Source organism: Azoarcus sp. L1K30, assembly GCF_018122735.1.
GTDB lineage: Bacteria > Pseudomonadota > Gammaproteobacteria > Burkholderiales > Rhodocyclaceae > Parazoarcus.
On the sequence record NZ_JAGRRD010000001.1, the window covers coordinates 1,196,062 to 1,210,027 of the forward strand.

The 13,966-nt window shown below is 63.5% G+C and carries 14 protein-coding genes; 8 read left to right on the forward strand and 6 right to left on the reverse strand.

The window, feature by feature from the left end; all coding sequences use genetic code 11:
- Position 1 precedes the first annotated feature (1 nt).
- From J5J83_RS05300 to J5J83_RS05310, 3 genes are all read right to left on the reverse strand, one after another.
- Positions 2-1,387, reverse strand: a complete 1,386-nt coding sequence (locus J5J83_RS05300) for an NCS1 family transporter (protein ID WP_212346289.1) — start codon at positions 1,385-1,387, stop codon at positions 2-4.
- Positions 1,388-1,481: 94 nt separating this feature from the next.
- Entirely contained in the window at positions 1,482-2,213 is a 732-nt protein-coding gene (locus J5J83_RS05305) for an aspartate/glutamate racemase family protein (RefSeq protein WP_212346291.1), read from the reverse strand.
- A 53-nt stretch (positions 2,214-2,266) separates the two neighbouring features.
- Positions 2,267-3,028, reverse strand: coding sequence for a GntR family transcriptional regulator (locus J5J83_RS05310; protein WP_349251863.1), 762 nt, complete (start codon positions 3,026-3,028; stop codon positions 2,267-2,269).
- Between the two features lie 525 nt (positions 3,029-3,553).
- Between J5J83_RS05310 and alc the strand changes: the two genes are divergently transcribed.
- Both alc and J5J83_RS05320 read left to right on the forward strand, forming a co-directional pair.
- Positions 3,554-4,600, forward strand: a complete 1,047-nt coding sequence (gene alc, locus J5J83_RS05315; RefSeq protein WP_212346295.1) for an allantoicase — start codon at positions 3,554-3,556, stop codon at positions 4,598-4,600.
- A gap of 14 nt (positions 4,601-4,614) precedes the next feature.
- On the forward strand, positions 4,615-5,139 hold the full coding sequence (locus J5J83_RS05320; RefSeq protein WP_212346297.1) for an ureidoglycolate lyase: 525 nt from the start codon (positions 4,615-4,617) through the stop codon (positions 5,137-5,139).
- Between the two features lie 61 nt (positions 5,140-5,200).
- On the opposite strand, the gene J5J83_RS05325 is transcribed toward J5J83_RS05320, so the two are convergent.
- Complete coding sequence (locus J5J83_RS05325; protein ID WP_212346299.1) at positions 5,201-6,094, reverse strand: EamA family transporter; 894 nt, start codon at positions 6,092-6,094, stop codon at positions 5,201-5,203.
- 360 nt (positions 6,095-6,454) lie between these two features.
- On the opposite strand from J5J83_RS05325, the gene hyi reads away from it, so the two are divergent.
- The 3 genes from hyi to J5J83_RS05340 all read left to right on the forward strand — a co-directional run bounded on the left by hyi (position 6,455) and on the right by J5J83_RS05340 (position 8,259).
- On the forward strand, positions 6,455-7,234 hold the full coding sequence (hyi, locus tag J5J83_RS05330; RefSeq protein ID WP_212346301.1) for a hydroxypyruvate isomerase: 780 nt from the start codon (positions 6,455-6,457) through the stop codon (positions 7,232-7,234).
- 142 nt (positions 7,235-7,376) lie between these two features.
- Entirely contained in the window at positions 7,377-7,799 is a 423-nt protein-coding gene (locus tag J5J83_RS05335; RefSeq protein ID WP_212346303.1) for a DUF3830 family protein, read from the forward strand.
- 46 nt (positions 7,800-7,845) lie between these two features.
- A complete protein-coding gene (locus J5J83_RS05340) occupies positions 7,846-8,259 on the forward strand; it encodes a heme-binding protein (RefSeq protein ID WP_212346306.1) in 414 nt (137 codons plus the stop codon).
- Positions 8,260-8,272: 13 nt separating this feature from the next.
- Here J5J83_RS05340 and J5J83_RS05345 read toward each other — a convergent pair whose 3' ends face one another.
- Complete coding sequence (locus tag J5J83_RS05345; protein ID WP_212346308.1) at positions 8,273-9,187, reverse strand: LysR family transcriptional regulator; 915 nt, start codon at positions 9,185-9,187, stop codon at positions 8,273-8,275.
- A 187-nt stretch (positions 9,188-9,374) separates the two neighbouring features.
- Here J5J83_RS05345 and J5J83_RS05350 point away from each other — a divergent pair, with 187 nt between their 5' ends.
- Both J5J83_RS05350 and aceB read left to right on the forward strand, forming a co-directional pair.
- The gene (locus J5J83_RS05350) at positions 9,375-10,148 is read left to right on the forward strand and encodes a sulfite exporter TauE/SafE family protein (RefSeq protein ID WP_212346311.1); all 774 of its coding nucleotides are present in this window, start codon (positions 9,375-9,377) and stop codon (positions 10,146-10,148) included.
- A gap of 39 nt (positions 10,149-10,187) precedes the next feature.
- A complete protein-coding gene (gene aceB / locus J5J83_RS05355) occupies positions 10,188-11,786 on the forward strand; it encodes a malate synthase A (protein WP_212346314.1) in 1,599 nt (532 codons plus the stop codon).
- A gap of 111 nt (positions 11,787-11,897) precedes the next feature.
- Here the strand turns inward: aceB and J5J83_RS05360 are convergent, their stop codons facing one another.
- The gene (locus J5J83_RS05360) at positions 11,898-12,896 is read right to left on the reverse strand and encodes an aldo/keto reductase (protein ID WP_249115625.1); all 999 of its coding nucleotides are present in this window, start codon (positions 12,894-12,896) and stop codon (positions 11,898-11,900) included.
- A 146-nt stretch (positions 12,897-13,042) separates the two neighbouring features.
- Here J5J83_RS05360 and J5J83_RS05365 point away from each other — a divergent pair, with 146 nt between their 5' ends.
- On the forward strand, positions 13,043-13,939 hold the full coding sequence (locus J5J83_RS05365) for a LysR family transcriptional regulator (protein WP_212346317.1): 897 nt from the start codon (positions 13,043-13,045) through the stop codon (positions 13,937-13,939).
- Positions 13,940-13,966: the final 27 nt, after the last annotated feature.

Sequence of the window (13,966 nt, forward strand, 5' to 3'; positions counted from 1 at the left end):
ATCAGTTTTCGCAGAAGCGCTTGCAAGCGCGCCAGTTCTTCATCAACAACCAGTAGCTGAGGCCGGCTGGCACCAGGCTGGCATACCAGGATACCGAGGAGAAGCTCAGCGCAACGCCAGCGCCGATGAGCGAGGCCACGATGCCGGCGTAGTTCACGCCACGATAAGGGCCGTTCTCATCGTACAGCTTGCCCAGATCGAGTGTGCGCCGGCGGATGATGTAGTAATCGACGACCAGTACCGCGAAGATCGGCCCCAGGAATGCCGAATAGGTCTGCACAAAAATCTGCAGGCCGGCTGCGGACTCATCCTTGACCAGTTCCCACGGAAAGGTGCCGAAGGCGAGCAGCCCCACGATGATCGCCGAACTGCGAAACGACAGCTTGAACACGTCCATCAGCACATAGGTTGGCGGCACCACGTTGTTGAGCACGTTGGTGGTGACCTGCGCGAAGGTGATGAAGAGCAGCGTCGCAATCAGCAGCGGCTTGTTGTCGACCGCGCTGGAGAACACCTGGATCGGATCGGCCACACCGGTCGCACCCGATACCATCAGCCCGATCAGCCCCATGAACAAGGTGCAGGGCAGGATGGACATGGCGTAGATCGTGGTCAGGGGCGCACGGCGCACGCCCTTCTCAAGCTCGCGTGCATAGTCGCTGACGTTGAGCATCATGGTGCTGTAGATGCCGAGGAAGAGCATGGTCGCGCCCCAGAACGGCAGCCCCCAGGTGCCTTCGATGTTGACCAGCCGTTCGGTGATGACATCGCCGTACTTTTCGATGACACTGAAGAACATGTAGGTCAGCGACACCAGGATGAAGCCGCTGCCGATATTCTCCAGCCACTTGATGCCCTGAAAACCGAGCACTGACAGGCCGATCTGCAGGAACTGGAACACGACGAACCAGAACACCAGATTGTCGAAGCCGAACAGGGAAGCCGATACCGCGTTGAGCGCCCCTGCCCCGACCCAGCTCTGAAAGCCATACCAGACGATGGCCGGCACTGCCCGCACCAGCCCCGGAAACTTGGTTCCGGAAAAACCGAAGGCCGAGCGCGCCTGCACCACGAAGGGAATGCCGTATTTGTAGCCCGCGGCGCCGTTGATGGCCAGCGCGATACCGATCACGAAGCAGCCGACCGCAATGGCAACGGTGGCCTGCAACAGATTCAGCGTACCGACGATACTCGAGCCCATGGCGAAGGTGCCGATTGACACACAACCGCCGAACCACGCCAGCAGATAAGACCACTTGCCCATGATGCGGGTCTGCTGCGGTGCCAGTGACTCTTCGCCCAGACCCTTGGCATGGTCGGTCGTATCCGTGGGCACGCTGCCCGCCTGCAGGCCGGGGGCACGGATCGCCTCGGTATTGCTTGTCATGGTCAATCTCCTTTGTCTGTCGGGTTTGCGGTGCGCGCACCGCGAGGTCTCACGCTTGCGACGCCACTGTTCTGTGCAGGGCTATCGCCGATGTTCATGCGCTCAGGTAATCAAAGCGCCCGGTGAATTGCTTCGGGCGCGGGAAGGCGAGATCGCCGTGCTTGCTCGTTCTCAACCCAAGTCCGACGAGGGATTCGGCCAGCTTCACGGCCGCGGTCACGCCCTCGACGATCGGCAAGCCGACCGCGTCTCGGATCTGCTCGGTCAGGTCGGCCATGCCGCCACAACCGAGCACGATCGCGCCGACACCGTCTTCATCACGCGCCCGGCGGCACTCTTCGATGATGCGCTCGAGCGCACAGGCGCCGTCATCCTCCAGATCGAGCACCGGGACTTCTGCCGCCCGAACGCGCCGGCAGTGGTGGGCAAAACCATAGCTCTGCAGCAGATGCTCGGCGATGATGCAGGTGCGACCGAGCGTGGTCACGATCGAGAAGCGCGTGCTGATCAGGGTGGCGAGATGAAAAGCCGCTTCGGCAATGCCGATGACCGGCGCACGGGTCAGCTCGCGGGCGGCGAGCAGGCCGGGGTCGCCAAAACACGCGATGATGTAGGCATCGATGTTCTCCTTCTCGCCGCGGCGGATCTCCTCGAGTACGCCGACCGCGCTGATCGCCTCGTCGAAGTGGCTTTCGATCGATACCGGACCCGCGAGTGGATTGCAGGCCGAGGTCCGCGTACCGGCTGCGGCCACCCGCAGGGCTGCTTCACCGATCTTCGCGGTCATGCTCGCCGTGGTGTTAGGGTTGATGAGCCTGATATGCATCTGCTGCTATTCTCCTGAATGTTTCATGTCCGCAGGTTGATGGGCGTTGTCGATCAGCGTTGACGGCGCTGGCGCTGCGCCACGTCATCGAGAATTCGGCGCAGGTCGGGCGCTGCAGGATTTTCTTCGAGCAGCACGACGCTGCGCTCCACTTCCCGCAAGTGGCGCTCCGTCCACTCGCGCGCACCCTCGGCATCGCCCGCCGCAATCAGATCGAGCACGTCGTGGTGCTCGGTATGGCGGCAACTGCCCGACATTGGCGAGCCATAGGTGGCAATCACCAGCGACGAGCGCGAAACCAGTCCGGCGAGAATGTCGCTGATGGTGTCGTTGCCGGACAGGCGGATCAGCGCAACGTGGAACTCGCCCGACAGAAAGATGGATTCGCGGCGATCGCCGCGCGCTTCGGCCTCCTGCTCACGCCGCACAATGTCACGCAACTCGTCGAGCTTTGCGGGCGTCGCCCGGGCCACTACCTGCGCAATAGCACCGCACTCCACGATGCGACGCGCGGCGAAAATATCCCGCGCCTCCTTGACCGTTGGCTGTGCCACGGTGGCGCCGCGGTTCAGACGGATGTCGACCAGACGTTCGTAGGCCAGGCGCTGAAGCACCTTGCGGATACTGGTGCGGCTGACGGCAAAGGCCTCGGCCAGCGTATCTTCCGGCAGCTTGGTTCCGGGCTCGAGATGGTTCTCGACGATGGCCGCGTAAAGGTTGCGGTAGATCGCCTCATCGCGCCCGCTACCGGTCACGGTCTCTTCACCCTGAAGCGCCCCCAGATCAATCGGCGATCGTTTCTTGTTCAAGTCCACATCTCCATCGCGAACGGTCAAGTCCTCGGAGGACTTCCTTGTCGAACAAAGTGTAGAGTCAGTTTGTACACAAAACAATATTTTTGTGTACTCAATTTAACATTGAACTTGATTGAACAGACACCGACTGTCCTTGCGCTCCAAACACGCACCACCATGGACGTTTTCCCGCATTAATTCGGTGCGCCTGCACCGCAAGCAGGCGTTCATTGATGATCTTTGCGCCGCACTCGACCCGCCCGTGCCATTGGCGCAAAATACCTTTGCGCACGCATCGGCCTACTGTCCCGCCTGTGTCTCAATGAACTCCAGGCCTTCAGCAAAACTTTTTCGTATACAATTTTATTTACGCATAAATACAATACAGCCGTTACGCACTTGCACCGCAGTCGGTCCGAAACGGCTCACGCAGGGCACACATGGCGTACCGGCCCGCCATGTGCGGATGGCGGCATCAGCAGGTGCAGCACTCCCCACGATCAAGCACAGGGCGTCCACGGACCCCAAACAGAGGAGATTTCATCGATGGCCAGTCACACCCCCGGCGCCCCCGTCTTCGCTCAACCTGCCGATCTGCCCGAGTGGGCGCTTCGCTCGGTCGATCTCGCCAGCACTCGACTGGGGGCGAAGGCGCTGTTCGCTTCCGACGATTTCTTTGCCGAAGTCGCCCGCATGCTCAACCCCGAGCCGGCGCAGTTCGTGCCCGGCAAGTTCGACACCAACGGCAAGTGGATGGATGGCTGGGAGTCGCGTCGCAAGCGCGTGGCAGGCCACGACTGGGCGCTGCTCAGGCTCGGCGTGAAGGGCGTGATCCGCGGTTTCGACGTCGATACCAGCCACTTCACCGGCAACTACCCGCCGGCGGTCTCGATCGAGGCCTGCGTATCCGGTTCCGACGATGTCGAGGTGCTCAAGGCGGCGAGCTGGACCGAAATCCTGCCGGCAACGCCGCTCGGGCCGAACGCCCACCACCTGCTCGAATGCGCGAGCGACGCGGCGTGGACGCACCTGCGGGTCAACATCTTCCCCGACGGCGGCATTGCCCGCCTGCGGGTGTATGGCCGCCCGGTGGGAGGGCTGGAGAATGCTGCGCCTGACACGCTGGTCGATCTGGTGGCGATGGAAAACGGCGGACGTGCGGTGTCGTGGAACGACGCGAGCTTCGGCTCATCGGCCGCTGCACTGATGCTGCCCGGCTCCGGCAAGAATATGGGCGATGGCTGGGAGACCCGCCGCCGCCGCGAGCCCGGCAACGACTGGTGCGTGCTCGAACTGGGCGCGCCCGGCACGATCGAGAAGATCGAGGTCGACACTGCCTTCTTCAAGGGCAACTTCCCCGACCGCTGCTCGGTACAGGCAGCATTCGTGACCGGTGGCACCGACCGTTCGATCACCACCGAGAGCATGTTCTGGCACACCCTGCTACCCGAGCAGAAGCTGTCGGCGGATGCGCTCCACAGCTATGTCGACGAGCTGGTGAAGCTCGGCCCGGTGAGCCATGTGCGCTTCAACATCTTCCCCGACGGTGGCGTGTCGCGCCTGCGTCTGTGGGGCAAGGTCACAGCGAAGTAGGCGTGGACTGCATCATGCCCCGCTCCCTTTCCGTGCTGCCCTTGCAGGTCGAGCCCCTCAGCCGCGAGGCCTTCGCGCCTTTCGGCGAGGTCATCGAAGCCAGCGACGCCGTGACGCGCTTCACCATCAACGCCGGCAACACCGAGCGTTATCACGATCTGGCGAACATCGAACCCGGTGCCGACGGCCGCGCGATCGTGTCCATCTTCCGCGGCCAGCCGCGCGCGCTGCCTTTTCGGGTCGAGATGATGGAGCGCCATCCGCTGGCGAGCCAGGCCTTCATCCCGATGTCGGGCAAGCCCTACCTGGTGGTGGTGGCACCCGCGGGCGAGGTGCCGACGGCCGCGCAGCTGCGGGTATTCTTGGCGCGTGGCGATCAGGGGGTGAACTACGCTACTGGCGTCTGGCACCACCCACTGCTCGCCCTTGGCGACGTGTGCGACTTCCTGGTGATCGACCGCGCCGGGCCGGGGCACAACTGCGACGAGATCCGACTCGACTGCGCCGGACTCATCGACAGCGCGGACGCTTCAATCTAGACGGCATCGCCACGCGTCCAGCGCACTCCGGGCGCGTGGCGGGCCTGCCCTCACCCGGACCTCAAGCCTTTCGCCGGGCTTGCAGCAAGGGCCACAGGCTGGTCAGCGCCAGTGCCATCACGATCAGCGCCATGCCGGAGAATTCTCCCGTGCTCGGCCGCTCACCCAGCTCGATCCAGCCCGCGAGTGCGCCGATCAGCGGGATGCCGAGCGCCGACAGTCCGGCCACGCCGGCAGGCAGATTTTGCAGCACGTAGAGCCACAGCAGCCATGCGAGACCTGTGGCGAACACCGCATTGAAAAACAGGGCGCCAAAGAAGTACGGTGTCGGATCGATCGGCCGCGACGGCACCAGCACGGCCACCACACACAGCGCAAGGGCGCCGAACAGCATCTGCCAGGCGGTCATCGACAGCAGGTCGAAGTCATGGTCGCGCCGCATGCGCTTGGCCACCACCGTCGACAGCGCCCAGGTCAGACCACCGCCGACACCCAGCACATTGCCCATCACGCTGCCTGTCATCGACCAGGGGTCAAGAATGAGCGCCAGCCCGAACGCCGCCACCGCGGTCGCAATCCACTGCACGCCACGTACGCGCTCACCAAGCAGCCACCACGCCAGCGGCATCAGCCAGAACGGCATGGTGTAGACCAGTATGGCTGTCTTGCCCGCACCGCCACTGACCAGCGCCCACTGAATCAATGCAGTAAACGTCGCCGTCTGCAACAGTCCGAGCAGCAGCAACTGGCGCGGCGCCACCGGACGCAGTGGCCGGCGTGAGATCAGCACCACGATGAACAGCGCTACCGCGGCAAGCAGTGTACGGATGGCGGAAAAATCGAAGGGATCGACGTAGCGGATCACCTGCTTCATCACCACCCAGTTGTAGCCCCAGATCAGCGACATCAACAGCAGCGCCATGGCTGCCAGTCTGGCAGGACGAACCGAAAGCATTACATTACTCGCAAGAGCGGCGGACGCCCGCACATCAAACACAACCCGGGTCCGCTGAAAAAGGAAAGCCGGCACACGGCCGGCGCAGGAGATATCGTGTCTAGCATATCGAAAACGAGGCCCCAACGCCCATGACACTTTGACCGCGGAGCGCCGAGCCAGATGACGCAGTGCGCTCCTTCGCCGATGAGGCCCAGCTTGCCCACAATGCAGTGACCTGACACCGTATCAACGCCTATGCTGCATACCGTGCCTTGCGATCATGCGCTGGGGAGTGTGCGGGCGCATGTCCGAACCGCCTGCCGACAGACTGGGATTGCGCGCGCAAGCCCACACGCACTTGAATGAGAAATCTGGACCATGCCCAAGTTCACCGCCAATATCACCCTGCTGTTCAATGAGCACGACTTTCTGGACCGCTTCCAGGCTGCCGCCGATGCGGGATTCGAGGGCGTCGAATTTCAGTTTCCGTATGCCTTCGACAAGGACGCGGTCGCTGAGCGACTTGATAGCAGCGGCCTTCCACTGGTGCTGCACAACCTGCCCGCCGGAGACTGGGCTGCGGGCGAACGCGGCATTGCCTGCCATCCGGGGCGCACAGGCGAGTTCCAGGACGGCGTCGGGCTGGCCATCGACTATGCGCGCGCGCTCGGCTGCAAGCAGTTGAACTGCCTTGCCGGCATGGCGCCGGCCGGGGTTGCCGAAGACACCCTGCGCGCCACATTCGTACACAACCTGCGGTTCGCGGCGGCTCAACTCGAGCGGGCCGGCCTCCGACTGCTGATCGAACCGATCAACACCTTCGACATCCCGGGCTTTTACCTGAACCGCACCCGACAGGCACTCGACATCATCGACGAGGTCGGCGCCGACAATCTCTATCTGCAGTACGACATCTACCATGCCCAGCGAATGGAGGGCGAACTCGCCAATACCATCGCCCACGCCCTGCCCCGCATTGCCCACATGCAGCTGGCCGATACGCCCGGACGCCACGAACCGGGCAGCGGCGAGATCAATTTCCGCTGGCTGCTGCGGCACATCGATCAGCTCGGCTACGCGGGCTGGATCGGCTGCGAATACCTTCCCGCTGCAGGCACGGTGGCGGGCCTGGGCTGGATTCCGCGGCTTGCTGGCTGATATCGTCCCGCCCGGCGGCTACACTGCCGACATGTCGACTGCCATGATGAGAACGCTCGACAAGCGGTTGAAGAAAATGCGGCATTTCCCCAGAACAAGCATCCCCGTGCGCCGGCAAACGGCACGATAAAGGAGACCTCCCATGCATCACCTTGCGCTCGATGTCGGCTCGTTCCACTTCATCGCCCGTCTGGAAAAAGCGGCCGCACCACATACCTGTGCGGCCTTCCTGCAGATGCTCCCCTACACCAATCACGTCATCCACTCGCGCTGGAGCGGTGAGGCGGTCTGGGTGCCGATGGGTGATTTCGATACCGGACTGGGATTCGAAAACCACACCAACCACCCGTCACGCGGCGATGTCCTGCTCTACCCCGGCGGATTCTCCGAAACCGAAATCCTCTTCGCCTATGGCAGCAGTCAGTTTGCGAGCAAGATGGGGCAACTGGCGGGCAACCATTTCCTCACCGTGGTAGAGGGCACCGAGCAGTTGATGGAAATGGGCCGCAGCATTCTATGGAAAGGTGCGCAGACGATCACGTTCTCCGACCTCGGCGAACGCTGAGGCCCATGACGGCCCCCGCGACACGGTTGCAACTCAGGAGACCCCGATGAAAACGACACATATGTTGACCCTGGATGACGTCAGGCGCATCGCCGCGGCGGCCGAAGCTGAGGCCGTCGCCAACGGCTGGGCGGTGACCATCGCCATCTGCGATGCAGGCGGACATCCGATGTGGCTGCAGCGCATGGACGGTGCGCCGCTGATGAGCACGACGATCGCGCCGGAGAAGGCGCAGACCTGCGTACTCACCGGCAAGCCGAGCAAGGTGTACGAGGACATGGTAAACAACGGGCGCTATGCGGCGCTGAGACTGCCGGTCGTGCCGCTCGAAGGCGGCGAACCGATCATCATCGATGGTCTGGTGATAGGCGCGGTCGGCGTTTCGGGCGTGAAGGCCGGCGAGGATGCGATGGTCGCACGCGCAGGTGTCGCCGCACTCGGCCTGGACGCCGCAAGCTGAGTCCGCGCCGCCCTCAGCGGCCGTCGGGGGCCGCCTCCAGCCAGTAATCGGCGCGACCGTAACACGACTTCAGATAGTCGATGAATGCCCGCACCCGCAGGGCCAGGTTTCGCCGGTGCGGAAACACCGCATGCACACCGTTGGCCGGCGCCGCAAAGTCGTCCAGCACCGACACCAGGCGGCCCGCACGCAGGTCGGCCGCCACCTCCCACAACGAGCGCCAGGCGAGACCCTCGCCGGCCACCGCCCACTCGTGAAGCACCGCACCATCATTGCACTCGAGACGGCCATCGACTTTCACCATTACCGCATTACCGCCATCGTTGGCGAACTGCCATCCACGCTGTTGCCCGAGCGCCAGGCAGACATGATCGTGCAGGTCTGCCGGTGAAGCCGGCACGCCGTGCCGCGCCAGATAATCCGGACTGGCCACCACCACCCGCCGGTTCTCGGCGAGGCGCACCGATACCAGACTCGAATCGGCGAGGTCGCCCACCCGGATCGCGCAGTCGATTCCCTCATTGACGAGATCGACCAGCCGGTCGGTGAGGTCCAGCGTGCAGGTCACATCGGGATTGGCGCGCAGGAAGTCGCGCACCAGTGGCGCCACATGGCGGCGCCCGAAGCCGGCCGGCGCGGAGACGCGCAAATGCCCGCTCGGCTTCACTCCGCCCAGCGTCACCGAGGCTTCGGCGTTGGAAAGGTCGTTGAGAATGCGCTGGCAGTCCTCGAGAAAGGCACTGCCTTCGAAGGTGAGCGTGATGCTGCGCGTGGTCCGCACCATCAACTTGACCCCGAGCCGATGCTCGAGCGCATCGAGCCGTCGCCCGATCACGGCCGGCGTCACCCCTTCTGCGCGCGCGGCTGCCGACAAACTGCCGCGAGTCGAGACGCTGACGAAGCTCTCGATTTGCTTGAGCTGATCCATTTTGTACTTTTAGTAAAAGATAAAGTGATCATACCGCTTATTCTGTTTTATATAAGACTCCCATAGACTGCAGTGCATTCGGGGAGGAGACAAACCCCATCAACGACGCGGCGCTCCGGGGGCCTCCCCTTCCCCGGAGTAGCCAGCGCACCACCCCTTTCCCCATATCGCGACATCCCGGCCCCCAATGGAACTCATCGACATCGCCATCATTGCCATTGCCGCACTGGCCGCGGGTGCGGTGAATTCGGTCGCCGGCGGCGGCACCTTCTTCTCGTTTCCCGCGCTGCTCGCCATCGGCGTACCGCCGGTCGTTGCCAATGCGAGCAATTCGGTGTCGCTGTGGCCAGCCAGCCTGGCCGGTGCGTGGGCATTCCGTCGCGAACTGGCGCGCTTTTCGCACAGCCTGCCGATGCTGACCGCCGTGGCCTTTGCCGGCGGCATCGGCGGCGGCCTGTTGCTGCTGGCCACTTCCAATGCAGCGTTCTCGCGACTGATTCCGTGGCTGCTGCTGACGGCGACCCTGCTGTTCGCGTTCAGCCGCCAGATATCGGCGCAGATCCGCAGGTTCCGCCCCACCTCGGGAACGGAAAATCGCCACCATATCGGCGCGGGCGGATTCGCCTTTCAACTGGTGGTCTCGATCTACGGCGGCTTTTTCGGTGCCGGCATGGGCATCCTGATGATCGCCGCACTGGCCATCCAGGGCTTTGACGATATGCATGAGATCAATGCCCTGAAGAACTGGCTTTCCGCCGTCATCTACAGCGTGGCTGTTGCCACCTTCACCATTGCCGGCGCGGTGTCGTGGCCGCATACGGTGGTGATGCTCATCACCGGTACGCTCGGCGGCTACTGGGGCGCCCGCGCGGCACGACGCCTGCCCGCGCCGCTGATCAGAGGCTTTGTCATCGCCATCGGCGCCGTGCTGACCGTCCACTATTTCCTTAGACCCGCCTGACTTCATCAAGCCTTCTTTCACCTTTACGGAGCAATCCAGATGAATATCACCCTTCCTCAGGGCATGCAGATCAATGCCCCGATTGACGCCCGTTTCGACGAGATCCTGACACCCGACGCACTCGCATTCGTGGCCCGTCTTCACCGCGCATTCGAGCCACGTCGGCGTCAATTGCTGCAGGCCCGCGTCGAGCGCCAGGCCAGGATCGACGCCGGCGAAATGCCGGACTTCCTGCCCGAGACCGCACACATCCGCCATGGCGACTGGAAGGTCGCGCCGCTGCCCAAGGCGCTGGAATGCCGTCGCGTGGAGATCACCGGTCCGGTCGAACGCAAGATGATCATCAATGCCTTCAACTCCGGCGCCGATTCCTATATGACGGATTTCGAGGACTCCAACAGCCCCAACTGGTCCAACCAGATCCAGGGTCAGGTGAACCTTTACGACGCCGTCCGGCGCCAGATCAGCTACACCAACGAAGCCGGCAAGGAATACCGCCTCAACGACAAGATCGCCACCATGCAGGTGCGCCCGCGCGGCTGGCATCTGGACGAGAAGCATGTGCTGGTCGATGGCGAGCGCGTGTCCGGCGGCCTGTTCGACTTTGCGCTGTTCTTCTTTCACAACGCGAAGGAGCAGATCGCGCGCGGTGCCGGTCCCTTCTTTTACCTGCCCAAGCTCGAAAGCCACCTCGAGGCCCGGCTGTGGAACGACATCTTCTGCATGGCGCAGGACGAGCTCGGCCTGCCGCGCGGCACAATCAAGGCCACCGTGCTGCTCGAGACCATCCTCGCCACCTTCGAGATGGAAGAGATCCTGTACGAACTGCGCGAACACTCCGCCGGGCTGAACGCTGGGCGCTGGGATTACATCTTCTCGTGCATCAAGAAGTTCAAGAAGAACACCGACTTCTGCCTCGCCAACCGCGCGACGATCAACATGGAAGTGCCTTTCATGCGCAGCTACGCGCTGGCGCTGGTGCAGGCCTGCCACAAGCGCGGTGCCCCGGCTATCGGCGGCATGAGCGCGCTGATCCCGATCAAGAGCGATCCTGAGGCCAACGAGAAAGCCATGGCCGGCATCCGCCACGACAAGAACCGCGACGCCAACGACGGTTACGACGGTGGCTGGGTGGCCCACCCCGGCCTGGTGCCGATCGCGATGGAAGCCTTCACCAAGGTACTGGGCGATCGCCCTAATCAGTGGGACAAGCAGGTGGTTGGCAGCTTCGGCCCCAGGGACTGGCTCGACTTCCAGCCCGAGCAGCCGATCACCGAGGCCGGCGTGCGCAACAACATCAACGTCGGCATTCACTACCTCGGCAGCTGGCTCGCAGGCAACGGCTGCGTGCCGATCCACAACCTGATGGAAGATGCCGCCACCGCCGAGATCGCCCGCTCCCAGATCTGGCAGTGGGTGGTATCGCCCAAGGGCCGCATGGATGACGGTCGCGAGGTCACCGCAGAGCTGATCCGCAGCATGATCCCGGAAGAACTCGTCAAGGTGAAGGCCACCGTGTCGGCCCAGGGAGAACCCACCGCGAGCTACGATCAGGCTGCGGTGATCTTCGAGCAGATGAGCCTCACGCCCGAGTTTCCCGAGTTCCTGACCCTGCCCCTGTACGAGGCGATGGACTGACATCGACCGCTCGCTTCGGCGAGTAGCCGAAGCAACGAGGGGCGCCCATGGGCGCCCCTCGTCGTCACCGCATCGGGAACGGGATGGATCGAACGCGCTCCCGCAGCGCCATCATTCGATGCCGATCATCCCCGCCTCCGGGTAGCGTGCCCCCGCAACCCGATCCGGCGCAAAGAGTTCATCGAGCGCGATCAGCTCCGCCGTCGTCAGCGTCATGCCCACTGCGGCCACGTTTTGCTCCAGCCACTTCACCTGCCGGGTCCCCGGGATCGGCACCACGTGCGCATGTCTGCTCAGCAGCCAGGCCAGTGCAAGCTGGGCGCTGCTGACGCCGCGTTCGGCAGCCAGCGCCCCAAGCCCCGCGACAAGCGCAGCGTTGGCCGCCTCGGCTTCGCCGCTGAATCGCGGATTGTGCTTGCGGAAATCGCCTGCGGCCAGCGCCGCCGAATTGACGGTACCGGTCAGGAACGCACGCCCGAGCGGGCTGTAGGCGACGAAGGTCGTGCCCAGTTCGGCACAGGCCGCCAGCAACCCGTGCTCCGGCTCGCGTGACCACAAAGAGTATTCGCTCTGCACGGCGGCGATCGGGTGCACGCCATGTGCCTTGCGCAAGCTACTTTCCGACACCTCCGACAAGCCGATCTGCCGCACCTTGCCTGCGCGCACGAGCTCGGCCATGGCGCCGACCATGTCTTCGATCGGCACCTCGGGGTTGCGGCGATGGCAGTAATACAGGTCGATGGTCTCGAGTCCCAAACGCTGCAGCGAGGCTTCGCAGGCGGCGCGGACGTATGCCGGAGAATTGTCTATGCGGCGTTCGTACGCACCGGGCGTGCGCACGATCCCGAACTTGCTCGCAATCACCACCGCCGAACGCCGAGCGGAACCAAGGTCTTTCAACAGACGGCCTATCAGGCTTTCGTTGTGACCGAATCCGTAGGTATCGGCCGTGTCGAGGAAATTCACCCCCAGTTCAAGCGCCCGAGCCAGCGTGGCAATGGATTGCTCGTCGTCCGAGGCCCCGTAGAACTCGCTCATGCCCATGCACCCCAGTCCAATGGCTGAAACCGGCGTGCCCATCTGCCCCAGAATGCGTTGCTTCATCTTCATGCTCCCCTGTCCTGGTAAAGATCCAGTTTTTCCGCCGATGCACGGTGCAATCGAGCGGGTCCCATGGATTCGTCAAGACTAAGGCCGGCCCTCTCGTGCGACAATCCGCATTTGTTTTGATGAACTATTGAAAATTTCTCATCAATATGAAGCGCATCGGGATCTCAGACCTGCAGGCGTTTGCCGTCATTGCCCGTCTGCGCAGCTTTCGCCGCGCCGCAACCGAGCTGGGCGTATCACCGTCCGCGCTGAGCCACACCATACGCGGGCTGGAGTCACGTCTTGATTTGCGATTGCTGAACCGCAGCACGCGCAGCGTTGCACCCACCGAGGCGGGCGAACGCCTGTTGGCGCGCCTTGCGCCCGCGCTGCTCGAAATCGACACGGCCCTCGGCGAGCTCGACGAGTTCCGCGGCGCGCCGCATGGCACCCTGCGCATCAATGCGCCCCATGCGGCGGTGGAGCATGTGCTCCCGCACATCGTCACTCGATTCCTGATGGAGAATCCGGGCATGCGGCTGGAGGTCGTCGCCGACAATGCCCTCGTCGATATCGTCGCCGGCGGCTTCGATGCCGGCATCCGCTTTGGAGAGAGTCTCGATCAGGACATGATCGCCCTGCCCATTGGGCCGAAACAACGCTTCGTGGTCGTCGCCTCTCCGGCCTATCTGGCCGCGCACGGCACGCCCCAGAACCCACGCGAACTGCCATCGCACCGCTGTATCGGCATTCGCTTCCCGAGCGGCCACACCTACCGCTGGGCATTCGAGAAGGCGGGTGAGCGCCTGGACATCGAGATCGCCGGCGCCCTCGTGACAAGCGCGCAGTCACTGACGCTTGGGGCAGCCGAAGCCGGCCTTGGACTCGCCTACGTCTACGAATGTGCAGCCCGACATGCAATTGCGGCAGGGCGACTGGTCACGGTGCTGGACGATTGGCGCCCGGCCGAGCCGGGCTTCTTTCTTTACTATCCCAGTCGCAAGCAGGTGCCTGGCGGACTCGACGCATTTGTCGCCCTCGTGCGCGCGCTGAGGGCGTCCTGACTGACCCTCTGGCCGACGCTTCGCCAA

Bases quoted from the DNA above. Each gene is read 5' to 3' on its own strand.
- alc (WP_212346295.1), top strand. From the start codon at position 3,554: ATGGCCAGTCACACCCCCGGCGCCCCCGTCTTCGCTCAACCTGCCGAT.
- hyi (WP_212346301.1), top strand. From the start codon at position 6,455: ATGCCCAAGTTCACCGCCAATATCACCCTGCTGTTCAATGAGCACGAC.
- J5J83_RS05335 (WP_212346303.1), top strand. From the start codon at position 7,377: ATGCATCACCTTGCGCTCGATGTCGGCTCGTTCCACTTCATCGCCCGT.
- aceB (WP_212346314.1), top strand. From the start codon at position 10,188: ATGAATATCACCCTTCCTCAGGGCATGCAGATCAATGCCCCGATTGAC.
- J5J83_RS05360 (WP_249115625.1), bottom strand. From the start codon at position 12,896: ATGAAGATGAAGCAACGCATTCTGGGGCAGATGGGCACGCCGGTTTCA.
- J5J83_RS05350 (WP_212346311.1), top strand. From the start codon at position 9,375: ATGGAACTCATCGACATCGCCATCATTGCCATTGCCGCACTGGCCGCG.
- J5J83_RS05305 (WP_212346291.1), bottom strand. From the start codon at position 2,213: ATGCATATCAGGCTCATCAACCCTAACACCACGGCGAGCATGACCGCG.
- J5J83_RS05345 (WP_212346308.1), bottom strand. From the start codon at position 9,187: ATGGATCAGCTCAAGCAAATCGAGAGCTTCGTCAGCGTCTCGACTCGC.
- J5J83_RS05300 (WP_212346289.1), bottom strand. From the start codon at position 1,387: ATGACAAGCAATACCGAGGCGATCCGTGCCCCCGGCCTGCAGGCGGGC.
- J5J83_RS05365 (WP_212346317.1), top strand. From the start codon at position 13,043: ATGAAGCGCATCGGGATCTCAGACCTGCAGGCGTTTGCCGTCATTGCC.
- J5J83_RS05325 (WP_212346299.1), bottom strand. From the start codon at position 6,094: ATGCTTTCGGTTCGTCCTGCCAGACTGGCAGCCATGGCGCTGCTGTTG.
- J5J83_RS05340 (WP_212346306.1), top strand. From the start codon at position 7,846: ATGAAAACGACACATATGTTGACCCTGGATGACGTCAGGCGCATCGCC.
- J5J83_RS05320 (WP_212346297.1), top strand. From the start codon at position 4,615: ATGCCCCGCTCCCTTTCCGTGCTGCCCTTGCAGGTCGAGCCCCTCAGC.